This window comes from Flavonifractor sp. An52, assembly GCF_002159385.1.
GTDB classification, from domain to species: domain Bacteria; phylum Bacillota; class Clostridia; order Oscillospirales; family Oscillospiraceae; genus Flavonifractor; species Flavonifractor avicola.
Genome location: NZ_NFIB01000035.1, coordinates 1 through 26,756 on the forward strand (window position 1 = coordinate 1; position 26,756 = coordinate 26,756).

At 60.2% G+C, this 26,756-nt stretch carries 29 protein-coding genes and 1 other annotated feature; of the genes, 12 read left to right on the top strand and 17 right to left on the bottom strand.

Features of this window, described 5'->3' with window-relative positions; translation table 11 throughout:
• The 11 genes from B5G06_RS11890 to B5G06_RS11940 all read right to left on the bottom strand — a co-directional run.
• The coding region (locus tag B5G06_RS11890; RefSeq protein WP_343286366.1) for a DUF2586 family protein at positions 1-624 on the bottom strand (624 nt) is incomplete at its 3' end.
• Between the two features lie 2 nt (positions 625-626).
• Complete coding sequence (locus B5G06_RS11895; protein ID WP_087189278.1) at positions 627-1,124, bottom strand: hypothetical protein; 498 nt, start codon at positions 1,122-1,124, stop codon at positions 627-629.
• A gap of 56 nt (positions 1,125-1,180) precedes the next feature.
• The gene (locus tag B5G06_RS11900) at positions 1,181-1,510 is read right to left on the bottom strand and encodes a hypothetical protein (protein ID WP_087189279.1); all 330 of its coding nucleotides are present in this window, start codon (positions 1,508-1,510) and stop codon (positions 1,181-1,183) included.
• Positions 1,507-1,869: a hypothetical protein gene (locus B5G06_RS11905; protein WP_087189280.1), complete on the bottom strand. Its 363-nt coding sequence runs from the start codon at positions 1,867-1,869 to the stop codon at positions 1,507-1,509. Before B5G06_RS11905 ends, B5G06_RS11900 begins: the two co-directional genes overlap by 4 nt.
• Positions 1,866-2,900 carry a phage major capsid protein gene (locus B5G06_RS11910; RefSeq protein ID WP_087189281.1) on the bottom strand — a complete coding sequence of 345 codons (1,035 nt, stop codon included), beginning with the start codon at positions 2,898-2,900 and terminating at the stop codon, positions 1,866-1,868. The genes B5G06_RS11905 and B5G06_RS11910 overlap by 4 nt, the downstream gene beginning before the upstream one ends.
• Positions 2,901-2,918: 18 nt before the next feature.
• Positions 2,919-3,263, bottom strand: a complete 345-nt coding sequence (locus B5G06_RS11915; protein ID WP_087189282.1) for a hypothetical protein — start codon at positions 3,261-3,263, stop codon at positions 2,919-2,921.
• An 87-nt stretch (positions 3,264-3,350) separates the two neighbouring features.
• Positions 3,351-4,238 carry a hypothetical protein gene (locus B5G06_RS11920; RefSeq protein ID WP_087189283.1) on the bottom strand — a complete coding sequence of 296 codons (888 nt, stop codon included), beginning with the start codon at positions 4,236-4,238 and terminating at the stop codon, positions 3,351-3,353.
• Entirely contained in the window at positions 4,235-5,410 is a 1,176-nt protein-coding gene (locus tag B5G06_RS11925) for a phage portal protein (protein ID WP_087189284.1), read from the bottom strand. The genes B5G06_RS11920 and B5G06_RS11925 overlap by 4 nt, the downstream gene beginning before the upstream one ends.
• A 17-nt stretch (positions 5,411-5,427) precedes the next feature.
• Positions 5,428-6,681, bottom strand: a complete 1,254-nt coding sequence (locus B5G06_RS11930; RefSeq protein ID WP_087189285.1) for a PBSX family phage terminase large subunit — start codon at positions 6,679-6,681, stop codon at positions 5,428-5,430.
• Positions 6,678-6,980 (bottom strand): XRE family transcriptional regulator, encoded by a 303-nt coding sequence (locus tag B5G06_RS11935; RefSeq protein ID WP_087189286.1) that lies wholly within the window; start codon positions 6,978-6,980, stop codon positions 6,678-6,680. Before B5G06_RS11935 ends, B5G06_RS11930 begins: the two co-directional genes overlap by 4 nt.
• 152 nt (positions 6,981-7,132) lie before the next feature.
• Complete coding sequence (locus B5G06_RS11940) at positions 7,133-7,912, bottom strand: PepSY domain-containing protein (RefSeq protein WP_087189287.1); 780 nt, start codon at positions 7,910-7,912, stop codon at positions 7,133-7,135.
• Between the two features lie 247 nt (positions 7,913-8,159).
• On the opposite strand from B5G06_RS11940, the gene rpsF reads away from it, so the two are divergent.
• From rpsF to cysK, 7 genes are all read left to right on the top strand, one after another.
• A complete protein-coding gene (rpsF, locus tag B5G06_RS11945; RefSeq protein WP_087189288.1) occupies positions 8,160-8,456 on the top strand; it encodes a 30S ribosomal protein S6 in 297 nt (98 codons plus the stop codon).
• A gap of 15 nt (positions 8,457-8,471) precedes the next feature.
• Entirely contained in the window at positions 8,472-8,954 is a 483-nt protein-coding gene (ssb, locus tag B5G06_RS11950) for a single-stranded DNA-binding protein (RefSeq protein WP_087189289.1), read from the top strand.
• 75 nt (positions 8,955-9,029) lie between these two features.
• Positions 9,030-9,269: a 30S ribosomal protein S18 gene (gene rpsR / locus B5G06_RS11955; RefSeq protein ID WP_007490771.1), complete on the top strand. Its 240-nt coding sequence runs from the start codon at positions 9,030-9,032 to the stop codon at positions 9,267-9,269.
• Positions 9,270-9,493: 224 nt separating this feature from the next.
• Complete coding sequence (locus B5G06_RS11960; protein ID WP_087189290.1) at positions 9,494-10,498, top strand: methionine ABC transporter ATP-binding protein; 1,005 nt, start codon at positions 9,494-9,496, stop codon at positions 10,496-10,498.
• A complete protein-coding gene (locus B5G06_RS11965; protein WP_087189291.1) occupies positions 10,491-11,246 on the top strand; it encodes a methionine ABC transporter permease in 756 nt (251 codons plus the stop codon). Before B5G06_RS11960 ends, B5G06_RS11965 begins: the two co-directional genes overlap by 8 nt.
• 131 nt (positions 11,247-11,377) lie before the next feature.
• Positions 11,378-11,621 (top strand) — a binding site (T-box leader).
• A 71-nt stretch (positions 11,622-11,692) separates the two neighbouring features.
• Positions 11,693-12,586 (top strand): MetQ/NlpA family ABC transporter substrate-binding protein, encoded by an 894-nt coding sequence (locus B5G06_RS11970; protein WP_087189292.1) that lies wholly within the window; start codon positions 11,693-11,695, stop codon positions 12,584-12,586.
• A 130-nt stretch (positions 12,587-12,716) separates the two neighbouring features.
• Positions 12,717-13,631, top strand: coding sequence for a cysteine synthase A (gene cysK, locus B5G06_RS11975; protein ID WP_087189293.1), 915 nt, complete (start codon positions 12,717-12,719; stop codon positions 13,629-13,631).
• A 39-nt stretch (positions 13,632-13,670) separates the two neighbouring features.
• Here cysK and B5G06_RS11980 read toward each other — a convergent pair whose 3' ends face one another.
• On the bottom strand, positions 13,671-14,381 hold the full coding sequence (locus tag B5G06_RS11980) for a helix-turn-helix domain-containing protein (RefSeq protein ID WP_087189294.1): 711 nt from the start codon (positions 14,379-14,381) through the stop codon (positions 13,671-13,673).
• A 72-nt stretch (positions 14,382-14,453) separates the two neighbouring features.
• Positions 14,454-14,900 carry an RrF2 family transcriptional regulator gene (locus tag B5G06_RS11985; protein ID WP_087189295.1) on the bottom strand — a complete coding sequence of 149 codons (447 nt, stop codon included), beginning with the start codon at positions 14,898-14,900 and terminating at the stop codon, positions 14,454-14,456.
• Between the two features lie 294 nt (positions 14,901-15,194).
• On the opposite strand from B5G06_RS11985, the gene aroF reads away from it, so the two are divergent.
• Together aroF and B5G06_RS11995 are read left to right on the top strand one after the other, a co-directional pair.
• Positions 15,195-16,211: a 3-deoxy-7-phosphoheptulonate synthase gene (aroF, locus tag B5G06_RS11990; protein ID WP_087189296.1), complete on the top strand. Its 1,017-nt coding sequence runs from the start codon at positions 15,195-15,197 to the stop codon at positions 16,209-16,211.
• 16 nt (positions 16,212-16,227) lie between these two features.
• Positions 16,228-17,088, top strand: a complete 861-nt coding sequence (locus B5G06_RS11995; RefSeq protein WP_087189297.1) for a prephenate dehydrogenase — start codon at positions 16,228-16,230, stop codon at positions 17,086-17,088.
• A 37-nt stretch (positions 17,089-17,125) separates the two neighbouring features.
• Here B5G06_RS11995 and B5G06_RS12000 read toward each other — a convergent pair whose 3' ends face one another.
• A complete protein-coding gene (locus B5G06_RS12000) occupies positions 17,126-18,157 on the bottom strand; it encodes an LCP family protein (protein ID WP_242955479.1) in 1,032 nt (343 codons plus the stop codon).
• A 96-nt stretch (positions 18,158-18,253) separates the two neighbouring features.
• The gene (locus B5G06_RS12005) at positions 18,254-19,021 is read right to left on the bottom strand and encodes a C40 family peptidase (RefSeq protein ID WP_242955481.1); all 768 of its coding nucleotides are present in this window, start codon (positions 19,019-19,021) and stop codon (positions 18,254-18,256) included.
• A gap of 172 nt (positions 19,022-19,193) precedes the next feature.
• On the opposite strand from B5G06_RS12005, the gene B5G06_RS12010 reads away from it, so the two are divergent.
• Entirely contained in the window at positions 19,194-20,177 is a 984-nt protein-coding gene (locus B5G06_RS12010) for a helix-turn-helix transcriptional regulator (protein WP_087189299.1), read from the top strand.
• A 1-nt stretch (position 20,178) separates the two neighbouring features.
• Here the strand turns inward: B5G06_RS12010 and B5G06_RS12015 are convergent, their stop codons facing one another.
• Together B5G06_RS12015 and B5G06_RS12020 are read right to left on the bottom strand one after the other, a co-directional pair.
• The gene (locus tag B5G06_RS12015) at positions 20,179-20,511 is read right to left on the bottom strand and encodes an arsenate reductase family protein (protein ID WP_087189300.1); all 333 of its coding nucleotides are present in this window, start codon (positions 20,509-20,511) and stop codon (positions 20,179-20,181) included.
• A 3-nt stretch (positions 20,512-20,514) separates the two neighbouring features.
• Positions 20,515-20,736, bottom strand: coding sequence for a DUF1653 domain-containing protein (locus tag B5G06_RS12020; protein ID WP_087189301.1), 222 nt, complete (start codon positions 20,734-20,736; stop codon positions 20,515-20,517).
• Positions 20,737-20,750: 14 nt separating this feature from the next.
• On the opposite strand from B5G06_RS12020, the gene B5G06_RS14465 reads away from it, so the two are divergent.
• Both B5G06_RS14465 and B5G06_RS12030 read left to right on the top strand, forming a co-directional pair.
• Entirely contained in the window at positions 20,751-24,476 is a 3,726-nt protein-coding gene (locus B5G06_RS14465; protein WP_242955482.1) for an S-layer homology domain-containing protein, read from the top strand.
• 380 nt (positions 24,477-24,856) lie between these two features.
• Positions 24,857-26,515, top strand: a complete 1,659-nt coding sequence (locus B5G06_RS12030; RefSeq protein ID WP_204220828.1) for a ribonuclease J — start codon at positions 24,857-24,859, stop codon at positions 26,513-26,515.
• Positions 26,516-26,756 lie beyond the last annotated feature (241 nt).

Here is a 26,756-nt window from a genome sequence, read left to right on the forward strand (position 1 = left end):
GTCGATCTCGGTGTCGGCGTACCGGGCCTCCATCCCCTCCAGGCCCCTCAATTCCGCGCCCCCCAGAGGGATGGCGGGGTCGCTCTCCCCGGCAATGGCCCCCGCCACCGCTGCGGCTGCCAGGCCGGTGTCGTCGCCGGGGGCCACCAGCACCACCCGCTCGCTGTTGAGCCCTTCCGCCCGCTGGACCAGGGCCTCCACATTCTCGTTCTGGGCGCCGCCTACCACGGCAATGCGCTCCCGTCTGGCCTGGGACGCGTCGCAGACGCTCTGCCGTAGGGCTTGCTGGACGGTCAGCTGGGTGCTGTCGCACACCACCACAGAGATATCCTCCTCTGCCGCCAGCAGGTCAAAGGCCCCCTGATAGTCCTCCTCTCCGCTCACCGGGACCGCCACCACCTTGGCCGCGCCATTGCGGAAGAGGATCTGGACCAGCTTGGTCAGGTTCTCCTCCTGACCAAACTGGGTGACCGCGTCCTCATAGCGGTTAAGGGTGTACAGCTTGCCGCTCTCCCCCTCACTGACCAGGCCCACCAAGCCTACGGTGCTGCTGCCGCCGCTGCCGCTGATCACGGTGGAGGCGTCGTAGCTGGAGTATACTCCAGGCCGTTCATGGATCGTCATACTCAAATCCGGCTCTCTCCTCTCACAATAAAGTCCAGGAAGGTACCGCCCTCCTGGGCCACCGCGTACAGGTAACCCCGGCATACCGCCTCCACCGTCCGGTGGTAGAGGCCCGCCCCCTGGTCAAATTCCGTCTCTCCGCAGGAGAGCTCCTGTAGGGTGAGGCCGGGTGGTCCCTCCCGCTGCAAGGCCTCAGCCATCCGGTCGAAGGTCTCCTGAATACCCGCCGCGCCGCAGCCCTGGGGAGCGTACAGGTCCAGCCCGAAGGTGAGGACGATCTTCCTCCCGTACAGCTCCTGCCACTGGCCGCTCTCCTGGTCATACCGTTCTCCCAGGTAGTCCCGGAACCCCTCCGGCCCCCCCTGGCAGGCCCGGAGGGAGACGGCTGCCACCACTCCATCTCTCCGGGCTCGTCTCATCTCCGGGTAGGCGCATTGGGCCTCGATGCCCTGCCCCTGCAGATAGTCCGCCATCCGCTCCCGGATCGTTCCAAACTCCATCCTTCTCCCCCCGCTTCCCACAGTCTTTCCACCCGTCAAAACACTCCAGGTCACGCTCAATCTCTTACCGCCAGCAGTCCCCACCAGTACACCAATTCCTCCCCCAGGTATACCGGCTGGGCACTGCGTACCGTAAAAGTCTGGCCTCCCCAGGCAAGGTACCCGTCGCCCAGCTCATCCAGAGCCATGTCCGGGCCGCCCAGGCAGATCCATCGGTCCTGCCGTACCAGCCCCAGAGGGGTAGGCTGCCGCTGGAAGAAATCCGCCCCCTTCTCCTGAACGGGCTGGAGGAAGGCCCGGCACGCCGTGCCCTCCTCCTGTCCCTGCCGGTAGAGGGTGATGGTCTGACCATATCTGGATAAAATCTGTCTCCAGCGGTCGGTCATCCCTCCACCCCCCGAAACAGAAATCCCCGGTCCTTCAGATAGGGCCCCAGCACCGTCTCGCCCTGGAGCCGGAGGGCGGCGGAGCGCTCCCGATCCTGAACGCAGTCTGCCTCCCGGATGGTAACGCTTCCGGCAGTAAACTCGGTCCCGCCGCCGTACTGGCCTCCGGCCAGCCCTGCCAACGCCACCCAGGCGCACCCCAGCACGAAGGCCGGGCCGCAGTCCTCCGGACTCACCCCGTCCCGGAGCCGGCCGGTCACCTCAGTCTCCGCCGCCCGGCACAGGGCCTCCAGGGCCGCCTGCTGGCTATCGTCCACATGACCCAGACTCTGGGCCATTGCCATGATCTCCTCAATCATTTCAGCTTCAACACCTTGGCGGCATCAGTAAACAACTTGGCAAAGCCGGAGATGGAGGTGATAGCGGCCCGCTCCAGCTGGCGATCAATGAGCTTGTCATACTCCACCATCACGTCGGAGCCCTGTACCATCTCCAGAGCGTAGTTCTTGTCCAGGCCGATGAGCTGACCGCTCTCCAGAGCGGAGGTGCGCAGCAGGGTGGCCCCCAGGGGGGTGGCCAGCTTGCCGGTACCCTGGAAGTTGAGGCCGGTAAGGGGATTCTGGAACTCGTCCATCTTAAGCAGCTGGCGCATCATGTCGCCGGACACCAGCAGGGTGTTCATCTCGTAGGGGTCAAACTGGGCCCAGAAGTCCACCAGATCGTCGTAGGTCAGGGTACCGGAGGAGCCGCCAATGGGATCGGAGCCCACGGTATACTCCTTGGCGGGGTTCTCGTTGCCGTCGCCGTGGAGAAGCACATCAATGGCATCCTCCAGGTGCATCCGGTTGATGTGGGCGCCGATCTGCCGCAGGGTGACGGAGAACAGGTCCAGCTTCTGATAGCGGATGGCCTCGTAGGAGGCCACCAGCATCCGGCCCCGCTTGTGGAGCTTGACTAGGTTCTCCTGGGTCTTGACCTGGGTCTGGGGGATGGTGGCGCCCTCCTCCACATGGCGCAGGGCCTTCTGGTCATCCTCGGGCACAGAGGCAATGGAGCGGTAGTCCATGCCATCGAAGCGGGTGACGGCTGCGGTGATGTGGGGCAGCAGGTCGGCCTCCTCCATACCCTGGCGCACCGACCGGGCGATGTACTCGGGGAAGAGGACGGCGGACTGGCTGGTGGAGAAGAACTTTTCCACCACGTCACTGCCCGCGCCCTTCACCTTGATGTCAAAGCGCTTGAGCTGACGCTGATAGGCGTCCAGACCCTCCAGAGGAGTGCCCTTGTACTGCTCGGAGGGGTCCTCCCGCTCCAGCACCTGGGTAAAGGTTCGGCCCGCCTCGTTGTACATACCCTTTTCCAGTCTCAGATTGTCAAACCGATAGCTCATATTCCCATCCTCCCTTTCTTACAGACAGATCACGGCCGCGTCAGTCTCTACCCGCACCACCAGATACTCGGTCCCGGTAGAGGTGTCCAGCTTCACGCCGCCGGAGCCGTCCGCGGACAGCTTGCACCAGCCGGCGGTAATGCTGCCGCCGCTGGCAGGCACCTTTACCAGGCCGCCCAGCTGAACGGCGGCATAGCCGTCCTCCGCGGACAGGGCCACGCCGCAGAACTTCTCGCCGTCGGTACAGGGGCCCACCGTGCCGTCCTCCGTCACCTTGACCACCTGACCGGCGATCACACCCTCGCCGCAGGCAAAGGTAGCCACCACTTCGCCAATGCCTTCAAAGGAAATCTTGCCGCTCATGTTTCTACTCCTTTCTTTTTGTCAGGGCCAATCCCCGTCATTGCGAGCCAGTGCGCACACTGGCGCAGCAATCCGTTATCGTCGGTTTCAGATCAAAAACGCTCCGTCCCGTCCCTCCGCCGGGATCTGCCGCTCCCATGCGGGCAGCTGGGTCTCCACGCCCCAGGCCTTGTCCACCTGGACCTCAAAGGCCTTCTTCAGGGCGTCCAATTCCGGCTCCTCCAGCTTCCGGACAATGCCCTTCAGCGTCTCCTGCTCCAGGGCCAGCCCGGCCACGCCGCCCAGGCGCACCACCTCGTCCTTGAGCTGCTGGAGGTACTTGCGCCCCAGGGCGGCCTCCCGCTCCAGCTGCTGCATATCCTGTCTCATACTCTTCATCACCCCCGCGTTTTTCTGGGCCGGCACCGCCACAAAGGACCACTCGTAGGCGTCGGTGGCGTGGACCAGATCGGCCCAGCACAGCTTGCCGCCGTACTCCCTGCCCTTCTCATGGGCGCATCTGCCTCTGTCATGGATGTTCTCCCCGCAGATGGAGCATCTGGCCTCCTCCACCGCGCAGCCCACGCTCACCTCCTTCTTGATGCCGCCCTCGATCTCGGCGATCAGATCCTTGTTGCTGTCGGTACGCAGCATATAGGCGTAACCTTTCAGGTAGCACAGCGGATCCCCCGCCGCTGTGAGAACGCTCTCATCCCGCACCAGTTCGGTGCGGTAGATGCGGGCGGTCTGTCCGGCGGCGCTCCACTGGTGGTCGAAAATACCGCTCTTGCCCACAAAGAGGGGGGCCAGCTCCTCCAGAGTCTCCGCCGGGAACCGCTCCCCGTCCCGGTCCACCTCGTTGTCACACAGCCGCACGGCGAAGGTGTATACCTCCTCCTCTGTCAGCTTTTTGCGGCTCATGGCGTTGATCAGCCCCAGCTCGTTCTGATCCAGGGCGGTACCCTGATCCACCCCCGCCTGCTTGTTGATGTTCATACCGTCTCTCCCTTCTCTCTGGCCTCGTTGTCCATCTCCACCGTCCGGGCCTGCTGGCGGTAAAGCTCCGCCCGAGCCTCCTCCACCAGGTCCTGGAGGTTGATATCCTTCCACTCCACCGTCACCTTGGGATCATACCCGTGGAGCCTGAGCCACAACTCACAGATCCGCTCCACCACCGGCTCCAGTCCCCGGCGGATGGCGGTGATCTCGCTGGTCATCATGTCGGCCTGCTGGGTGCTCATCCGCTCGGTGGAGGACCAGGACAATCCCAGCAGGAAGGGGGGGATGCCGGTGCGGGACACCAGCTGTTCCAGGATCTGCCGCACCGGCACCTCGCTGTCCAGCACCTGGTTGTCCGCGCCGATCACTTTGATGTCCACATCGCCTACCGCCACAAAGTCCCGGACATTGCCGTGCTTGCCCGCCTGCATGGCGGCGGACCACTCCCGGGCGATCTGGCGGCTGCGCTCCTGCACCATGCTATGATCCAGGGGATTGTCCCCCGGCTTGTATACCACCGCGAAGCGGACGTTGCCCATCCGCTCCCAGTTCATGCCCATGGCCTGATAAATTTTGAGCAAAATTTCAGTCAGGAAGGGCATGGACCGCAGCAGACTCACACCGTAGGGGCTGTCCGTCTCAGGCTGAAAGGGTGTGAAGAGGAGCAGCTCCTGCCGGGGCAGCTCCCGCATGGTACCGTCGGTCCCCCGGCCCCAGATGGCAAACTCCATGGGGGTGGCCCCCTCTTTGATCTCGATGTCCGCCACATTGCCGCAAAGCAGAGCTGCAATGTCTCTTCGCCTGCGGTCGGGTACGATCTCCCCCACTGCCCGGCCGCAGGTAAGCATGGAGTCCAGATAGCAGTCCAGGAAGGACTGGATGCCCCGCTGGCCCCGTCCGGTATCTACGTGCTGTAAAAACCACTCCAGCTCCTCCTGGGCCCGTTTGTCTCCGCACTGCACAATCACCCCGCCTGCCAGCCGGATCAGTTTCCAGATGGCGGCATCCACAATGGGCACCGCCTCCCGAATACTGCGGTAAAGGGCAATCTCTCCCTGCTGCAGGGGCACATAGCCGTCCAATACTCCAAAGGGATGCCTGCCGCCCTCCCGGATCTGGACCGCCAGTCCGCCGCTCTCCGGCCCACTTTTCTTATGGAACAGTCCCATAACCACACTCCTTTTTCTCAAAACCGCTCCCGCTCCACGCACAGCCCTCCGAAAAATCCGCCCTCGCCTCCCGCCGCCACCGTGGCGGCGAAATACCGGATGTCGTCCATGGCGTGGTCGTGTATCTTCTGTACCCGGTCCCCCACTGCCTTCTCATCCCAGCAATAGAGGGAAAATTCCCGGATGGCGTCGGCGCAGGGCGCGCAGATCACCAGCTTGCCCTGCCGTAGCAGATCGGCGGTGATGCGGATACCGGCCAATACGTCGTTGTTGGCCTTTTCTACCCGCCAGCCCATCCGCCGCAGCAATTCGATAAAGCTGGCGGCGGATGGGTCGATCACCACCCGCCGGATGGTCCTCCCTCCCGCCAGCTGCTCCAGATCGTGGGCATACTCTCCGTCGGTTTTCTGCCTGCCCTCCCGCCGGGAGTCGTAGTAAAACTCCTTGACCCGGTACCACACGCCATCCCGCAGACCCCACAGGCCGAAGGAAGAGGGATTCACCGTCCCGTAGTCGCAGGAGATGCACCACTGTTCCATCTCCCCCTGGGGCACAGGCTTCACATAGCTCTCATCAAAAAAGTCGTATACCCGCCCCTCTGCCGCCGCCCACTCTCCCAGCACGAACCGCCGGTAAAAGGTTCCGCTGAAGTTGCGGGTATACCGCCGGATGACTCTGGTGGAAAGGGCGGGGTTGTCCTGCATGGTAAAGTGGAGGTAGAGGGCATTGTGTTCCTCCTTCTTCTGGATCCACTCTTTGTAGAACCAGTGCTCCGGCCCCTCCGGGTTGCAGGAAAACCACATCCGGCTTCCCTCCACCGAACACCGGGCGCAGGCTTGCTCCACAAAGGACCGGGGCATGAGGGCCACCTCGTCCAGCAGCACCCCCGCCAGGGTGATGCCCTGGATCAGGGCGGCGCTTCCCTCGTCCTTTCCGCCGAAGAGGTAGAAGGTATTCTCCCGCCCGCCGAAGCGGACGGTAATCAGATTTTTGGACACCTTCTCCTCCCACTGAAAGCCCAGCTCCCTGAGTACCGGTAGCAGCCCACCCAGCAGATTGCGCCGCAGGCCGGTGACCGTCTTGCCGCACAGGCCGAATGCCTGACCATGGAAGGTCCGCATGGCCCAACAGAAGAAGGACAGCCCCATACACATGGTCTTGCCGCTGCGCACCGCCCCGTCGCAGATCAATGCTTCCCTGTCCCGCACCGCCGGGTCGCACCACCAGGTGAGCACCTGCTTTTGTTTGGGGGAAAAAGTCCGAAACTTCATGTCTCCTCCTGTACCCCTTCCTCCGCCTTTCGCTCCCAAGCTCGAAAGAACTCCACTGCCTTTTCCTCCTGACCTCCGGCCAGTTCCACCAGCAGTTTGAGTACCGTCAGTCGATCCACCAACTGAATTTCCACAGCTCCTTTGTCGGTGCGTTTGAATCCAGTGAGCGCCGTCAAATCCAGGCTGTCGATTTCCTCCACTTCTCCTTCTTCCAAAAAGGCTAGCTTGACCGCGTCATTTGCTTTGCACCTGGCCAATTTTTCTATTTGCTTTAACAGCCTGCCCCTCTCACTGTCCACCGCACTCACTCCTCACCCTTGGCGTCCCAGGGCCAAAAGTTGGATGTTTGCGTACACCGAAGGAGAAAAAAAGTCAAAAAAAATTCGGAACCGCTCCGGTCACCCTGGAGCGGTTCCAAATTTTGGTTTATTTACTTGTCTGTGTTACCGGATCAGTCGTCCCGGTCGGCATCCCAGTCGATGATCACGCCGGTAACCGCGTTGATGTCGCAGTCGTACTCCATGTTGCCGTTGCGCATCTCCACTTCGTACACATACCGGCCGTCGTCCCGGTCCAGTTCGCACTTGACCACGGTGGTGCCGGCAGGAGCCTTGGCCAGGGCGATCTCCTTGGCCTTGGCCTCAGTGATGAGGTCGTCCTGGGTAGCGGTGCCGCTGCTGCCGCTGCCCTTCAGGGAAAAGTCATCCCACTCCCGGTCATAGGAGAGCACCGCACCGCTGGTGGCGTCGATATCGTAGTCGTACTCCGTGTTGCCGGCGTAGAACTCCACCTCATAGTGCACCCGGCCGTCATCCCAGTCCAGCCCGGCTTTTACGAAGATGGCGTCGCCGGCCTTCACGTCCGCATGATTGAGGGCCGCATTCTTGGCCTGTTCCACGGTAATATAGTTGGAGGCGCCGGGAGTGGATGCAATATACTGGTCCTGCGTGGTAAGCACAGCGGTATAGGTGGCGGAATCGTAATCCACCTTCAGACCGGCAGCCTCGCAGATGGCCCGAACGGGGGCGTAGGTAGTACCGTTATAGGAGAAGAGGGGTACCTCATTTCCATCGGCGTCCTTGGGCTGGAACCGTGCGCCGTTCAGGGTCACCTGAATATCATCCTCAACCTTAATGGTTCTGGTAGCCGCCATGGCGGTAACTCCCAATCCCACTGCCAGAGACACAACCAGCATACCGGACACAAAACCTTTTCCAAAACCTCTTTTCATCTGAAAAACTCCTTTACAATGAAATTTATGATTTACTTCATGGGCCTCACCGGCCCTTCTGCCTATACAATGGTGCAGCCCGCCCAAATATTGCACAGAATCTGAAAGTTTTTTATTTTTTATTTTCCCGCGAAAAAATCTTGACTTTTTCCAAATATCTTATATAATAATAGGGCTTGTTTGTGACAAGCCATCCTTGCTCCCGCAAAGGGCGGGGGCCATATGTCCATAAGGAGGTGCAAAGAAAATGGCAAAACTCAGCGGTAACTACGAGGTGGTCTACATCCTCAATCCCAACCTGGGTGAGGAGGCCACTGCTGCCATGGTGGAGAAGTTCAAGACTCTGGTGGAGCAGAACGGCACCCTGGCTGAGGTCGACGAGTGGGGCAAGCGCCACCTGGCCTATCCCATCAATGACCTGACCGAGGGCTACTACGTGCTGATGACTTTCGAGTCCAAGCCCGAGTTCCCCCGCGAGCTGGATCGTATCCTGCGGATCACTGACGGCGTGATGCGCTCCCTGATCGTCTGCAAGGACGAGTAAGAGAGGAGAGGCTTCATGCTGAACCGTATTATTCTCATGGGTCGTCTGACCCGTGACCCTGAACTCCGGCACACTCAGACCGGGACGGCTGTGGCCTCCTTCTCTCTGGCTGTGGACCGGGACTTTAAGGACAAGACCACCGGCGAAAAGGCCACCGATTTCATTGATATCGTGGCCTGGCGTCAGACGGCGGAATTTGTCTCCCGTTTTCTCACCAAGGGCCGTATGGCCGTGGTAGAGGGCCGGCTCCAGCTGCGTGACTGGACCGACCGGGACGGCAACAAGCGCCGCACTGCCGAGGTGGTGGCCGACAACGTGTATTTTGGCGACTCCAAGCGGGACTCCGAGGGCGGCGGATACAGCGCACCCTCCGGCGGCTACGGCACGCCCGGCGGCTATGCGCCCCCCGCGGCCCCTGTTGGCGGCGGCTATTCCGCCCCTGCCGGCGGCGACCAGTTTGCCGAACTCACTGAGGATGACGGCGAATTGCCCTTCTAAACCGAACACAGCGGCGGATGCCGCATCATAAAACAAGCCGGACTATAGGCCCGGAACAAGGGAGGTTTTCCAGTTATGGCTATGGATAGAGAGCGCCCCCGCGGCCGCAAGCGCCGCAAGGTCTGCACCTTCTGTGTGGACAAGGTGGAGCACATCGACTATAAGGACGCCGTGAAGCTGCGTCGGTTCCTGTCCGAGCGGAGCAAGATCCTGCCCCGCCGCACCACCGGCACCTGCGCCATGCATCAGCGTCAGCTCACTGAGGCCATCAAGCGTGCTCGTCAGATCGCGCTGCTGCCCTTCGTGACCGACTAATAGCGTCATTGAACAGCCGGGCCAATGGCCCGGCTGTTTCTTTTTGCTCTGACCATCCTCCAGTACCTCTGTAGGGGCCGATGCCCACATCGGCCCGTCTCTTCCCTCCCGAAACACCTTGACAGCCCGTCCCGGTTGTCATAGAATATTCCCGATGCAAACATCCCGGTGTTTTGTCAAAACCGGAGGTATTACATACAAATCAGACGAAGGAGAACAGACCTGTGATCGAACTGAAACACTTATCCAAGGTCTTTCCCACGGCGGACGGGGACTTTGAGGCCCTGTCGGATATCAACCTGACCATTGGGGACGGGGATATCTTTGGTATCGTCGGCATGAGCGGCGCGGGTAAATCCACCCTGGTGCGCTGCATCAACCTGCTGGAGCGACCCACCCAGGGAGAGGTCCTCATCGACGGAGAGAACCTGATGGAACTCTCCCCTGCCCGTCTGCGCCAGACCCGCCGGTCCATCAGCATGATCTTCCAGCAGTTTAACCTGCTGATGCAGCGGACCTGCCTGAAGAACATCTGCTTCCCCATGGAGATCGCCGGTGTTCCGGCGGCGGAGGCCAAAAAGCGGGCTCTGGAGTACCTGGATATCGTTGGCCTGCCTGACAAGGCCAATGCCTACCCCGCTCAGCTGTCCGGCGGCCAGAAGCAGCGCATCGCCATCGCCCGCGCCCTGGCCTCCAACCCCAAGATGCTGCTGTGCGATGAGGCCACCTCCGCTCTGGACCCCACCACCACCCGCTCCATCTTAAAGCTGATTCAGGATATCAACAAGCGTCTGGGCATCACTGTGGTGGTCATCACCCACGAAATGGCGGTGGTGGAGGAAATCTGCACTCATGTGGCCATTCTGGACCACGGCCATATGGTGGAGACCGGCACCGTGGAGGAGGTCTTCTCCAACCCCAAGACCGAGGCCGGCCGCAAGCTGGTGTTCCCCGAGGGCGCCCATATCGACCAGTTCCCCGTGGCCAGCGTGGTGCGGGTGGTGTTCAACGGCGGCTCCTCCTATGAGCCTCTCATCGCCTCTCTGGCCATCGACTGCGGGGTCAAGGTCAACATTCTGGGTGCCGATACCCGCAACGTGAACGGAAAGGCCTTTGGCTCCATGCTGCTGGGCCTGCCGGAGGATAAAACCGAGGCCGCCAAGGCCATGAACTATCTGCGCGCCCAGAAGGACGTGACTGTGGAGGAGGTGCCTGATTACCATGGCTGATCTGCTGCAAAATGAAGAGGTCCTCCGTCTGCTGGAGCTGAGCAAAAACGGCCTGCTCTTTGCCATTTGGGAGACTCTGTATGTAACGGTGATCTCCACCTTCTTTGCCTATGTCATCGGTCTGCCCCTGGGTGTCATTGCCGTGGTGGGTGAGCCCAATGGCGTGCTGCCCCTGCCCCGTCCGGTGATGGCGGTGCTGAATTTTGTGATCAACATTCTGCGTTCGGTGCCCTTCCTCATCCTGATGGTGGTGGTTATCCCTCTGTCCCGGCTGATCCTGGGCACCTCCATCGGCACGGTGGCCACCATTGTACCTCTGATCGTGGCTGCCTTCCCCTTTGTGGCCCGACTGGTGGAGGCCTCTCTCCGTGAGGTGGACAGCGGCGTGGTGGAGGCCGCCCAGTCCATGGGCTGCTCTCCCTTCCAGATCATCACCAAGGTGATCCTGCCCGAGAGCCGTCCCTCCCTGATCTCCGGCTTCACCACCGCCTTCATCACCATCCTCAGCTACGGCGCCATGGCGGGCGCCATCGGCGGCGGCGGTCTGGGCTCCATGGCCCTGAATCTGGGCTACCAGCGCCGCATGAATATCATCCTGTGGGTGTCTGTGGTGGTGCTGGTTATCCTGGTCCAGATCTTCCAGTCCATCGGTACCCGGGCCTCGGTCCGGCTGGATAAGCGAATTCGCAGTACGGATCGGAAGAAGAAGCTCAAGACCAACCGGGCAGAAAAGTCCGGAATCCATTAATCATCTGTTTGGACGGGGTGCGCAAACTTTTTGGTATGCGCACCCCGTTCTTTTGTCGAAACTGTCTACTTGACGAATGAGTGAGGGAGGCATATACTAAATGCAACCCAAAGGGAACTGAATAACGCCCCTCAAACGCAATGAAGAGAAGAGTAACCAGAAAGATACGGCACAGAGAGCCCGGTATGGTGGGAACGGGTACGGAAGGTTTTGGTGAAGATGGTCTTGGAGCGGCGCACCGACTACCGTTTGGTATAGGCTGCGACGGGTGCGCCCGTGATTGCGCAGGAGTATGGCTGTACTCCATAAGGCCCCTGTCGTGAGGCAGAGGTGAAACAAGGTGGTACCACGAAGCGGAAAGCTCTCGTCCTTGAACATTCTTCAAGGGCGTTTTTTTGTACTCTGATTTGGGTAACACCTGTAGAAATGAAAAGGAGAAATGTACCATGAAGAAGCTTGTCTCTCTGCTCCTGACCGGCGCTCTGTCTTTCGGCCTGCTGGCCGGCTGCGGCGGCGGCAACTCCGGCTCCGCCAACACCCCCGCCGGTAATTCCGAGACCCCCTCCGGCAACTCCGAGACCCCCGCTGTGGAGAACACCGCCTCTCTGGAGGACACCACCATCAAGGTCGGCGCCACTCCCGCCCCCCACGCTGAGATCCTGGAGGTAGCCAAGGGCATCCTGGCTGAGCAGGGCATCACCCTGGAGATCGTGGAGTTCAACGACTACATCCAGCCCAACCTGGCGGTGGAGAGTGGTGAGCTGGACGCCAACTACTTCCAGCACATCACCTACATGAACGAGTTCAACGTCAGCGACGGCACCCACCTGGTCAGCGCCGCTGAGATTCACTACGAGCCCTTCGGCCTGTATGCCGGCAAGACCGCCAGCATCGACGAGCTGGCTGACGGCGCTCAGATCGCCGTGCCCAACGACACCACCAATGAGGCCCGCGCCCTGCTCCTGCTCCAGCAGGAGGGCCTGATCACCCTGAAGGAGGGTGCCGGCATCACCGCTACCAAGGCCGACATCGCTGAGAACCCCAAGAATCTGGACATCGTGGAGCTGGAAGCCAGCCAGCTGCCCGTCCGTCTGGGCGATGTGGATATGGCCGTCATCAACGGCAACTATGCCATCGACGCCGGCCTGAAGGTTTCCGACGCTCTGGCCGTTGAGTCCGCCGACGGCGAGGCTGCCCAGGCTTACGTCAACGTGCTGGCCGTCAAGGAGGGCCACGAGAACGATCCCGCCATCCAGGCCCTGGTGGAGGCCCTCAAGAGCGACGAGGTCAAGACCTTTATGGATGAGACCTACGAGGGCGCCGTTGTCCCCATGTTCTAATCTTTCCAGCATCTAAGCAAGGCCCGCCGGATGGCGGGCCTTGCTTATTGTCCAAAATTCCTATTGAATTCGTGGGATTTATGTGGTATGCTGATAGCAACCTGAGAAAAATGATGGGAGGCAATCTACCATGAAAATCGCCCATTCCATTCCTGAATTGATTGGCAATACCCCCCTGCTCCGTCTGGAGCGCTTTGCCCCCGGCGGCGGTATCCTGGGCAAGCTGGAGAGCTTTAATCCCCTGTCCTCCGCCAAGGACCGTGCGGGACTGTATATGATCCGGGCCGCTGAGGAAGCCGGCCTGCTGAAGCCGGGTGCCACCATCGTGGAACCCACCAGCGGAAATACCGGCGTGGCCCTGGCCTATATCGGCCGCCAGCGGGGCTATCGGGTGGTGCTCACCATGCCTGAGACCATGAGCCAGGAGCGCCGCTCCCTGCTGTCCGCCCTGGGGGCGGAGCTGGTGCTCACGGAGGGCACTAAGGGCATGAGCGGTGCCATTGCCAAGGCCAAGGAGCTGCTGGAGGCCGACCCCTCCGCCTGGATGCCCGACCAATTCAATAACCCCGCCAACGCCCAGGCCCACTATGAGACCACCGGCCCTGAGATCTGGCGGGATACCGACGGCACGGTGGACGTGTTGGTGGCCGGCGTAGGTTCCGGCGGCACCATCACCGGCGCGGGCCGTTTCCTGAAGGAGCAGAATCCCAACATTAAGGTCGTGGCGGTGGAACCCGCCGAGTCCGCCGTTCTGTCCGGCGGCCAGCCCGGCCCCCACAAGATTCAGGGCATTGGTGCCGGCTTCGTCCCTGGTACCCTGGATATGGGGGTGGTAGACGAGGTCCTCCCCGTCCCCGGCGCGGAGGCCATTGCTGCCGCCAAGGAGCTGGCACGGGCCGAGGGTATTCTGGTGGGCATCTCCTCCGGTGCCGCCGCCTGGGCGGCCCGGGAGCTGTCCAAGCGGCCCGACTTCCAGGGCAAGACCATCGTAGCCGTTCTGCCCGACACCGGCGAGCGCTACCTCTCCACCGGCATCTACGCATAAGAAAAAAGGCGCTGCGTAAGCAGCGTCTTTTTCTTTTTCTCAGCGTTTTGGAACCCCCAGCAGCCACAGGGCTGCGCCAGGGATGGCGCATATCTGAGGGCGGAGCACAAGGAATACCAACTGGCGATTCATGAGCCATATATACGCCGGGATCTGAGGAACTTCTACCAGCGCATCATAGGGCACGCCCAATGCGGTCTGGATCACCTGGATCAGTCCCACCACCAGCGGCGGAAGCAGCAGCACCACATATACCGCCATCAGAAGCAACACACCCCGCCGGGCCCATACCATCCACGTCCGCTCTTCCGGCGGCCGGATCACCCGCAGCAGCCACAGCCCCTGAAGGGCACACCAGCCCAATATCAGCCATAAGGCAGGCCTCAGCAAACCGTTGGTAAGGGCGGTCACCAGCACCGCCCCTACATTGCCACGCTTTAGCATCTCATTCAGCAGCGGCGCAGGAAGCGTCAGCAGCAGAAAAATCGCCGCCAGGGTCAGACAGCCCACTGCCAGCCGCTTGGCCTCCCGCTGCTTGTCCTGCTCCACAGGCAAGCCATACAACACCTGATTTACATCAGTCTCCAGCGCCTGGGCGATCCTGACCAGCATCTCAATGTCCGGCCTGCTCCTGCCCGTCTCGTAGTTAGACACCGTCTGTCGGGTAACAAATAGAGCTTGCGCCAGTTCCTCCTGGGTCATGCCCTTTTTCTCCCGCAGCGTCCTGATGTTCTTTCCAATATCCCGCATATCCGCTCACCTCGTCTACAGGATAAGCCGGACCTTCGGATTTGTCACGCAAAGAACCTTTTACATAGGAACTCAGTCGGCGTTTTCGCAACTCTCCGGACACTTCTCCTGATGGCGGCGGACCAGATCGGCCAGGGTCACATGATCCACCACCCCGGATACCGCGGCCTGGATCTCCCTCCAAATCTCCACGGTAACGCACCTGTCTGCCCGTCCGCACCGGCACACATCGTCGGCATCGGCGCAACTCACCGGAGCCAGATTACCCTCCAGCACCCGCAGGATCTCGCCTACCGTGTATTCCTCCGGCTCCCGGGTCAACAGGTAGCCGCCGCCGGCGCCCCGCACCGAGCGCACCAGACCAGCCCGAGAAAGCTGGGTCACAATCTGCTCCAAATATTTGTCGGAAATATCCTGCCGCTGGGCCACATCCCGCAGAGGCACCGCAGTACCGTGGCTATGGAGCGCCACGTCCAGCATCAGCCGCAGGGCATATCGTCCCTTGGTAGAAATTTTCATACGATCCCTCCTGACTTTTCAAATATAATACCATAATACTGGTAGGATTTCAAGCAAAATTTCCCCTTGACTTTCGCACCAAAAAGTGCTAAAGTCTCTTTCAAAGGAAGGAGCGTGCCCGTCATGCTGAAGCGTACCGGTTATGGATACGGCTATTACCGCTGCTATTTTGCCAGCGGTGTTTCTGCCTGCCCATAACCGGCTGACCGGGTTTCGTTCTGATAACGGACGGAAAAGATCCGCAGCTGCCTTTGGGCGGCTGCGGATCTTTTGTATTTGGAAAGGAGAACACATATGGTCGTTATCATGAAGCGGGGCTTTACCCCCGAGGAACTGGAAAAAGCCATCCTCACCATGGAGGAGGGCGGCGTCAAGGTCATGGTGTCCAAGGGCGCTGAGACCACCATTTTGGGTGCCGAAGGCAATGCCGATGGCATTGACCAGGAGAAGCTGTCCCTGCTGCCCGGCGTGGACCGGGTGATGCGGGTCACCGAGCCCTATAAGAAGGCCAACCGGAAGTACCACCCGGAGGATACGATCATTGACCTGGGAGGCGGCGCTCTGGTGGGCGGCGAGAAGCTGGCCGTCATTGCCGGTCCCTGCTCGGTGGAGAGTGAGGAGCAGATCGTGGGCGTGGCCCAGGCCGTCCAGGCCGCCGGAGCCGCCGCCCTTCGTGGAGGCGCCTTCAAGCCCCGTACCTCCCCCTACTCCTTCCAGGGCATGGGCAATGACGGCATCCGGCTGCTTCAGGAGGCCCGCGCAGTCACCGGCCTGCCCATTGTCACTGAGATCATGTCCACCGACAACGTGGAGATGTTCGAGATGTGCGTGGACGTGATCCAGGTGGGTGCCCGGAATATGCAGAACTTCGACCTTCTGAAGCAGCTGGGCAAGACCACCAAGCCCATTCTGCTCAAGCGCGGTCTCTCCTCCACCATTGAGGAGTGGCTCATGTCCGCCGAGTACATCATGGCCGGCGGCAATGAAAAGGTCATCCTGTGTGAGCGGGGCATCCGCACCTTCGAGACCTTCACCCGCAATACTCTGGATTTGTCGGCAGTGCTGGCCGTGAAGCAGCTGTCCCACCTGCCGGTGGTAGTGGACCCCTCCCACGCCTGCGGCAAAGCCTGGATGGTGGAGCGGATGAGTATGGCGGCCCTGGCTGCCGGGGCCGACGGCCTCATTGTGGAGGTCCATAACGATCCTCCCCATGCCCTGTGCGATGGAGCTCAGTCCATCACCCCCGCCCAGTTTGACGCTCTGATGGACAAGCTGCGTATTCTGGCCCCCTGCGTGGGCCGTACCCTGTAAAGAGGAGAGTCCCGGTATGAAAAAAACACTTGTTATCGTGGGTCTTGGTTTAATCGGCGGCTCCATGGCTCTGGCCCTGAAGGGCTTTGAGGACTATGAGATCGTAGGCGTGGACGTGTCCCAGCCCACCCTGCGCTACGCCAGCGAACACGGCGTGGGCGACCGGGTGACTGAATACGCCGCAGACGTGATCCCCCAGGCCGATGTGGTGGCTCTGGCCCTCCATCCCCAGGGCATCCTGGATTTTCTGCACACCTACAAGGATCAGTTCAAGCCCGGCGCCCTGGTGTGGGACGTGTGCGGCGTCAAGTCGGCTATTCTGGAGGGGGCGGCCTGTCTGCCCGACACGGTGGATTTTGTGGGCTGCCACCCTATGGCGGGCACCGAGTTCTCCGGTGTGGAGCACGCCTTTGCCGAGCTGTTCCAGGGCTCTCACTTCCTGCTGATCCCCCGGGAAACCAACCAGCCGGAGCATCTTGCCCTGCTGGAGCGGCTGGCCGCCTATATGGGCTGCAAGGACGTCCACCGCACCACCGCCCAGGCTCACGACGCCCTCATCGCCTACACCAGCCAGGTGATGCACATCATCGCCGTGGCGGTGTGTGACGACCCCACCCTCTTTGACTGCAAGGGCTACGAAGGCTCCTCCTTCCGTGGCTGCACCCGGGTGGCCGCTCTGGATGTGGGACTGTGGACCCAGCTTTTCTCCCTCAACCAGCCCGCTCTGCTGGAGGTGCTGGACCGGCTCATCGGCAATCTCCAGTCCTACCGGGAGGTGCTGGCCACCGGCGACCGGAAGGCCCTGGCGGACAAGCTGGCCTTCTCCGCCGCCCGCAAGCGACAGATGGACCTGCCCGGCCCCGATCTGCTGGAGTAAATCAAAAGGACGTGCCTTTGAAGCACGTCCTTTTTGATTATTGGTATTGGAAGATATTCATATCCTCCAGAGTCAGATCCTGGTCGTAGGGATTGATGAGCTGGTTGACGGTCTCCAGGGTCTCCTCCGGGTAGAGCTGGTAGCAGTATTGGCCCCAGCCGGGATAGTAGGTGTTTCCGTCTCCGGTAAGGGTGGCGCTGGTCATACCGTTTTCAAAATCAAAGCCCAGGGCAGGCTCCGCAAACCACAGCATCTCGCCGAACTCCAGGTTGGTGTTCACATACTCCAGGAAGATCTCGACATAGCGGTTGATCTTCTGAGGATTGGACAGCGCCTTTTTCAGAATGGTGCCGATCAGCTGCTGCTGGGTCCTGGTGCGTCCGATGTCGTTGTCCGGATAGGCGGAGTAGATATTGTTGGGATAGGTACCAGGTCCATCGGAGTTTTTCCGGCACCGGGCCACGTTAAGCACGTCCTGCCCGTCCAGATGCTGGAGGCCCGGCTCATAGTGAATGTGCAGATCCTGGGTGGGATCGTCGTAGGCCATGTGGACGGGCACATTGAACTCAATGCCCCCCAACTCATCCACCAGCTCCTTGAATCCATCCATGTTGACCCCTACATAGAAGTCGATGGGAATCCCCAGCATATCGGATATGGTGTCCCGCAGGGCCTCGATCCCCTGCTGGTAGACCGCGTTCAGCTTGCCGCTCTCCACCAGAGTATCTCTGGGGATGGATACCATACCCACCGTCTGCGCCACCGTATCATAGGTGCAGACGATCATGGTATCGGCATTGCTGCCCACCTGGTCCTTGGCCACCAGCAGAAAAGTATATGTATAAGGTTTCCGCTGCCGGCCCGTGGCAGGCTCAGCGCTGGTGCCCGGCTGAGCGGGTTCAGGCGTCGGCTCCGCCGCCATCTCCGGCTCCTTGGCCAGCAGCTTGTAGACGCAGAACAGCGTAACGATTAAAGCTGAGATGGCCACAAGAATTCCATAAAAAATCTTTGCCGCCCGCCGTGCCGTGGAAGTCCGGCGGCGGCGTTTCTTTCGGTGTGTCTGGGCCACTGAGGCGCGCCCCCTTCTCCAAATACGTTATGTCAACAAACAGGTACAGTATAGAGGAGAATGGCCCATCTGGCAAGTGTTTGCCGCAAATTTTTATCAAGTTGTCAGATTCTCCCCTCCCAGTGGAAAGACAGTGCCCGCCGTCAGCAGCTTTTCCCGCAGATCCGCCCGGTAGTCAGGCTGTGCCGGGTCCAGGCTGTTGACCACCACCCCGTCGCTGCCCGCTCGGGCAGTGGAGTGGATATACCTTCCCTCCCCCAGATAGAGGGCGATGTGCCCCGGAAAATAGAGCAGATCGGCAGGCCGGCAGGCCTCCAGAGGAATGGGCCGGACCGGGTACCCCGGCACAATGCGAGCATCCCGGTAGAGGAGCACTCCACTGAAAAACCAGGACATAAAAGTAAGCCCCGAACAGTCGATTCCCATGGGGGACTTTCCGCCCCAGCGGTACTGGGTGCCCAGATAGCTCCTGGCCCGCTCCGCCACCCTGGCCCGGAGCTGTTCCTCCGGCAAATCACAGGGTTTAGCGCAATATTCCTCCAGGAAACTACCTTTTGTATAGCCTTTCCGTCCATCTGGCAGTTCGATCAGCCGCCAGCCCTCGGGAACAGCTTCCTCTATGGCAGCGGTCAGACTGCCCCGGGGCAGGGTAGTCAGCACCGGCCGCTCCACCTCCGGCCCAGCCAGTATGTCGGCAAAGGGAGCGGTCACCACCATTTTCCCCTGAAGGGGCCATTCCCCCGCCGGGGCCAGTTGCTCCCGCCGCACCCAGCCAGAATAGCCGTAGTGGGTACGGACCCGCCACCAGTCGCCCTGGGCTTCCTCCGGTCCATAGACCGGCCAACCCATCAGGATCTCGTCCACCCGTTCTTTCTCCCCACCCGGTCCCGCATGAAGGGGGCAGAGGGGAACTGCTGCAACATATATCATAGGCCCTCGCAATCTCCACCCATTTGTGGTATGCTGAATGTACGGTTTATGGGACAGTAAATGTGATAGTCTAACCGGTAACACGGCAATAAAGGGGGTCGCTTCCATGCCGAAAAGCGCCAATCAAAAGTTGAAACTGCTCTGTCTGTGCAAGCTGTTGTGGGAGAGCACCGACGAGGAGCACACCCTTACCGTCCCTGAAATCATCTCCCGTCTGGAGGAGTGGGACATCAAGGCCGAACGGAAGAGCATCTACTCCGATATGGAAGCCCTGCGTCAGTTTGGGCTGGATGTGCAGTGCCGGAAGGGCCGCTCGCCGGGCTGGTTTTTGGGGGAGCGCCCCTTCCAGCTGGCGGAGCTGAAGCTGCTGGTAGACGCGGTCCAATCCTCCCGCTTCATCACCCAGCGGAAGAGCAGCCAGCTGATCCACAAGCTGGAGTCCCAGGCCAGCATCCACCAGGCCCGTCAGCTCCAGCGCCAGGTCTATGTGGACCGGCGGGTGAAAACCATGAACGAGAGCATCTACTACACCATTGACAAGCTCCATACCGCCATTGCAAACCGGAAAACTGTGACTTTTCTCTACTTTGAGTATAACGTCCGCAAGGAAAAGGTGTTCCGCCATAATGGCCGCCGGTACACCGTCTCCCCTGCCGGTCTGATCTGGGACAACGAGAATTACTATCTGGCCGGCTATGACCACCGCTCCAAGGAGCTGCGCCACTACCGGGTAGACAAAATGGCCGATCTGGCCGTCACTTGCCTGCCCCTCACCGGGGTGCCGGAACACTTTGATATGGCAGCCTATGCGGGAAAACACTTCGGTATGTTCTCCGGCCGGGAGGGACAGGTCACCCTGCGCTGCCGCTCCAGTCTGGTGGGCGTGGTGCTGGACCGCTTCGGCCTGGATGCCATTCTGGTGCCTGACGGAGAGGATCATTTTACCGTTACGGTCTCTGCTGTGGTCAGCCCCCAGTTTTTAGGCTGGCTCTTCGGCCTGGGGGATGGGGTGCAGCTGCTCCGGCCCCAGTGGGCGGTGGAGGCCCTTCAGCAGCAGCTTTCTGCGGTAACCGGACTGTACCAGAGCTGACTCAGCTCCAGCTCTCCCATACCTCCGGGCAGTAGCCCACGGTGGCCTGCCTGCCGTTGCGGACGATGGGGGTCTTGAGCAGCTTGGGATTGTCCAGCAGCTTCTCCAGCTTGTCAGAGTCATAGGCCAGGTAGTTGAGCAGGGCGGCGTCCGGATGCTTCTGATCAATGAGGTTATTCAGTCCCACCGCATTGACCACGCTTTTGAGCTCCCCGGCGCTCATACCGTACTTACCCAGATCCACCGCCTGGAACTTGATGCGTCGCTCCTTGAACCAGCGCTCCGCTTTTTTCGTGTCAAAGCCTTTGTTCTTTCCAAAAATCTGAATGTTCATGGCTTACTCTCCTATATAGGTGAACCGGGGGCCCTGATAGCCGTCCCGCTCCACAATCTCATTCCACATGGCCGCCGGCCGCACCCAGATGCCCCGCTCTCCGTAGAGGGCCTGATAGACCACCATGCACTCCAGCGTCTCCGAGTGGCGGGCCACATAGAGCAGCCGGTATTCGTTGCCCTTGAAGTGCCGGTAGCGGCCGGGCCGGGGCAGGTCATGATCCATATGGATCCCTCCTTTTGTCATCCTGCTGGAGCTATTCTACCATAACGTTCCGTCATGGACAACCGCCCTCCGGCCCCGCTCTGTCCGTGACAGCGCTGGCAGACAGCCCGGACAACGGCGCCGCCCGGACCACCATGACTCTGGCGGAATTTGTGAAAGCAGTCGAGGAGGCCAACTACACCTACGACGGCCAGGGCGTCACCGTGAAGTGGAAGCCCTCGTCCGCCTGCACGAACGACCTTGCAAACCATACGTGCCTCTTTGAGGACGGCAGCGAAAAACATCCGGCCGACGGCAACAATGCCCAGCGTATCCAGAAACCCAACGCCCAGTACCAGATCTTCAACGTGCAGGAGGACGTGTCCATCTCCAACGTGCACTTTGTCTTTGTCCCTGCCGATTTTACCCTCTGCATGAACAGCCCGTGGGGCGGCACCGCCACGGCGGAGGAGACCCCCAACGCCGAGCTGCAGCTGCTCAATGACGGCGACGTGACCTTCACCAACTGCACCTTTGACAAGGTCATCGTCAGCCCCTTCAGCAGCACCACCGAATCCACTTTCACTGAGTGCGATTTTGAAAATGTCTATGATGCCTACGCCATCAAGGACATCCACTCCGCTGACACGGAGATTACCGGCTGTACCTTTACAAAATGCGGCGGGGCCATCTATCTGGAGGGCAGCACAGCCAAGAACAAGATCAGCATCACCGGCAATACCTTCACCGACATTGACACCTATGCGGCAGAGGGCAAGGCCGGTACCCGCGGCCTGATCCAGTTCTCCGCCGCCGGCGACTACAGCAATGCGGAGATCACCATCAGCAGCAACAAGTCCGACAACGAGGCCGCCGTGCTACGGCAGCTGAACTACACCCTGGATCGGGAGGAAGTCGCCGCGGTGATCACCGCCGGCGGCAACCAGTACGGCGGGGAGCTCTTCACCGACGACTCCACCCAGACCAACGACCAGCTGCCCGGCGAGGCATCTTTCCCCAAGGACATGACCGTCTATGATGGCAAGAACTACTATCCCACCATGAAGGCCGCCCTGGAGGGCATCCACCTGAGTACCGACAAGCACACCCTCTGGTGCAAGCCGGGGGCCGACCTGGGCGAGATGACTCACGGCCATGTGTGTGCTGATCTCACCGTCTACGGCAACGGGGCCTATATCTCCGGAAACGGTGAGGATGACTTTGAGGTGGATACCTACCAATACTGCCACAGCGCCAGCAATCCCTGCTCCGGCCTAGCCGGTGATCTGACGCTTACCGTCTACAACCTGAACGGTTCGGGCGCTTGGGGCCAGCGCACAACGAGCCACACTGTGAACCTCCGGTTTGAGGGATGCCAGAACATGAACCGGGTGTACCTGACCGGCACTTCCGGCGACAACAACATCACCCTGATCAACTGCACCTTCGACGGCACGCAGAATGGTTACAAGAAGGCCAGCTCCTGCACTCTCTACTCCAACGCGCCCGGCACCATTATGGTCGAGGACTGCACGTTCACCGGCGTTATGGCTCCCGTCAACCTGAACAACAAGTCCGCGGCGGATACACAGCAAAACATCACTGTCAAGAACAGCGTCTTTACAGACTGCTCTACTATCTACAATGACACTGAAAAACTCTATGCCGCTCCCATCCGCATCGTCTCCAGCGCCGGCGCGGACAGTGTTCTGACTGTGGACAGCTGCACCTTCTCCTATGGTGATGGCAAGGCTTCTGCCAACGGCGATATTCTGCTGGGCGACGGACGTACAAGCGAGAAGTCCTATCCTGTCTCCGCCTCTATCGTGAACACCGCCGCTCAGCTCCAGATCCATAATCCCGGCGACCGCACGGCGGACGACAACAACGGCAAAAAAATTTCCGTCACTTCTTCTGACCAACCTGCCTCCATCTCTAACGTGGTGGCTACGATCGGTACTCAGGGCTACACCTCCCTCGACGCTGCCATTACAGCCGCTGGAAGCATGACCGGCAATGTGGCCATCGAACTGATTGCAGATGCCAACCTTACCGCCAACTTTGCAGCCGCTCCGTCCAACAACATCTCTTATGATCTGAGCGCCTCCAGCCTGACTAGTCTGACCATCCGCGGCGCCAGCCAGGATGTCAAGATCATCAGCGGTGTGGACGGCAATGACATTGATGCAGGTGACAGGCCCTACTGCCCCAAAATCAGTGTCAAGCTGCCGGAAGACGCTGCCCTGAAGGTGGAAAACCTGACCTTCCCCGATGACCTGCAGTTTGATTCCGATGACGGCACGGTGGTGGTGCAGGACTGTGTGTTCAACGGCTCCATTTCCGGTTATCCCCAGGCCAAGAGCATTTCCTATCTGAACAACACCTTTGAATTCGAGGGCGCAGCCGGCAACTTCTATTCCGGAAACGCCTATCCTGTGTGGTACAAGGTGACCGACGGCAATGAGCTTGACCTGATCTTCACCGGGAACACAGTCATTGGCTGCCGCGGCGTTCATGTGGAGTGCAGAGGCGGACAGGCCGATATCCGGGTGGACAACAATCACTTTGAACTTACGGACACCACTTCTGCTAATGCTAAAAAGACAGTGGCTCTGCAGCTGGTGAACCAGCTCAACGGCAAGATCTCCTTCCAGAACAACTATGTGGACGCATACATGGCCATCTGCTTCTATAACAACCTGGACGTGCAGGGTGGCGCCGCTCTCACCGCAAAAAACAATTACCTCGTGGACGATTGCAAGCTTTACGGCTCCAATGAGTGGAACCCCAATTCCACCGTGGAAGAGGCCGACGCCTTTGCCCAAAGCATTATCAAGAAGCTCACCGGAGAAGGTGGCACCAGCACTGTGACCCCCGGCCACACCGAGCACAGCTATGTGGACGGCGTGTGCACCATCTGCGGCCAGTCGGTGCCCACTTCTTCCACCTCCTACGCCATCACCGTGGAAAAGGCTGACAACGGCACCGTCACCGCCAGCCGCACCCGCGCCAACAAGGGCCTCACCATCACCCTGACTGTGAAGCCTGACGAGGGCTATAAGCTGGATGATCTCACTGTCACCGACAAGAACGGCAGCGAGGTCAAGCTCACCGACAAAGGCGACGGCAAGTACACCTTCACCATGCCCGCCTCCGCTGTCACCGTAAAGGCCTCCTTTACCAAGGATGATGCTCCCGTGGACACTGGCCTGCCCTTCACCGACGTGAAGGCCGACGACTGGTTCTATGAGGCCGTCAAGTATGCCTACGACAACAAGCTGATGGACGGTACTTCCTCCACCACCTTTGCCCCCCTCATGACCACCAACCGGGCCATGATCGTCACCATCCTGTGGCGGCTGGAGGGCAGCCCTGTGGTCAACTACGCCATGAACTTCGGTGATGTGGAGAGCGGCGTGTGGTACACCGAGGCTGTCCGCTGGGCGGCTGCCGAGGGCATCGTCAAGGGCTACAGCGACACCGTGTTCGCTCCCAACGACACCGTGACCCGCGAGCAGCTGGCCACCATCCTGTACCGCTATGCCGAGTACAAGGAGTATGACGTGACCGCCAAGGGCGACCTGACCACCTTCGCCGACGGCAGCACCGTGTCCACCTGGGCGGCCGACGGCATGACCTGGGCGGTTGGCGCTGAGCTCATCACCGGCAAGGACGGCGGCAAGCTGGATCCCACCGGCACCGCCACCCGCGCTGAGGTTGCCACCATCCTCATGCGCCTCTGCGAGAATGTGGCAAAGTAATAACTGATACCATCCGGCCCGACGCGGGAAAGTTTTCCCGCGTCGGGCTTTTTATGTATCCGTACCTGCCCCTATAGCTAAGCCTCCTCCTGCAAACCGGCGGATACCCTGTCGCAAAATAATGGTATACTTTCCCCGGTTTGCGTGGTATAATACAGATGCTAATTGTGGCTTTATGCGCAACATTGCGCTTTGAATAAGGCAAGGACACAGCATGGATAGAGGCGCCAAGCGGTGCATGGCCGTTCCCTTTTTCCGGCGAGGCAGGGCCGGAAAGAGCGGAATACCACCGCTTTTCTTTTTGTGCGCTCAGATCCGGACCGTGCCCACTGATAAATACGAAAAACGGATTGATTGTAAAGGAGTGTAGTAAGACTTTTATGGCTGAAAAACTGAAAATCATTTCTCTGGGTGGTCTGAACGAGATCGGCAAGAACCTGACCGTCTATGAATACGGCGGGGATATGATCATCGTGGACGTAGGTATGGGCTTCCCGGATGACGATATGTACGGCATTGACGTGGTCATCCCCGACTTCTCCTACCTGATCAAGAACAAGGACCGTATCCGGGGTATCTTCCTGACCCACGGTCATGAGGATCACATCGGTTCCATCCCCTATCTTCTGCGGGATGTGAACGTCCCCATCTACGCCACCCGGATGACGGCCGGCCTTGTGAAGCTGAAGCTGGAGGAGCACCGTCTGGTGAACAAGACCAAGCTCATCACCTGTGAGGCTGGAGAGACCGTGAAGGCGGGCAAGTTCACCGTGGAGTTCATCCATGTGAACCACTCCATTGCCGACGCCTGCGGTTTTGCCATCAAGTGCGCCGTGGGTACCGTCATCCATACCGGTGACTTCAAGATCGACCCCACCCCCATCCAGGGCGGTATGATCGACCTGGGCCGTCTGGGGCAGTTGGGCAAGGAGGGCGTTCTGGCCCTGTTGGCCGACTCCACCAATGTGGAGCGTCCCGGCTTCACCAAGAGCGAGCGCAGCGTAGGCGACTCCTTCGACGCCCTGTTCCGGGGCTGTGAGCAGCGCATCATTATCACCACCTTCGCCTCCAATGTGGACCGCATCCAGCAGATTATCGATGTGGCCGCCCGGTATGGCCGCAAGGTGGCCGTGACCGGCCGCTCCATGGAGAACGCCATGAAGGTGTCCACCGAGCTGGGCTATATGAAGATCCCCGACGGCGTGCTGGTGGATCTGGCTCATATCAAGAGTCTGCCCAAGAACAAGATCTGCATCATCACCACCGGCAGCCAGGGCGAGACCATGTCGGCCCTCACCCGTATGGCCTTCAACACCCACCGCCAGGTGGATATCCAGGCCGGTGACCGGGTGATCCTCTCCGCCTCCGCCATTCCCGGCAATGAAAATGCCATTGGCAGCGTGATCAATGAGCTCTACCGCAAGGATGCCGAAGTGGTGAATGAGCGTGAGCGCGCCCTCCATGTGTCCGGCCACGCCTGCCAGGAGGAGCTGAAGATCATCCATGCTCTGGTGAAACCCAAGTTCTTTATTCCCGTCCACGGTGAGCAGCGGATGCTCAAGATCCACGCCAAGCTGGCCCAGCAGATGGGTATGAACCCCAAGAACATCATCATCAGCGATATTGGCAAGGTCATCGAGCTGACCCCCAACTCCGCCAAGATCAACGGCACCGTGCCTGCTGGCCGGGTGTTCGTGGATGGCTACGGCGTGGGCGACGTGGGCAGCGTGGTGCTGCGGGACCGCAAGCATCTGGCCGAGGACGGCATGATCGTGGTGGTGGTGTCCATGTCCGGGGAGGACGGCACTGTGGTGTCCGGCCCCGATATCATTACCCGCGGCTTTGTCTATGTGAAGGAGTCGGAGGGGCTGATGGAGGAACTGCGAAAAGTGGCCATTACAGCGCTGGAGAACTGCCAGCGGGACAACCTCACCGACTGGGCCGCTATCAAGTCGGAGATCAAAAACTCCATGTCCAACTTCCTGTACAAGAAAACCAAGCGCAACCCCATGATCCTCCCGGTCATTATGGAGGTCTGATGCAAACAATGAAAGCGGCTGCCGCAGATGCGGCAGCCGCTCTTTTCACTAAAAAACGGGGCCGCTGCCATTGGCAGCGGCCCCTTGTGCTCGTCAAAACTTACTTCAGGTTGAAGAAAGCATCCTTGCCCAGGTACTGAGCCACATCGCCCAGCAATCCCACAGAAAGCTGTAGCTTTCTGCGGGGGCCCAAATTGATTTTACTTGCTCGGGGCAAATGAATTGCCCCTGCGCCAAGGTT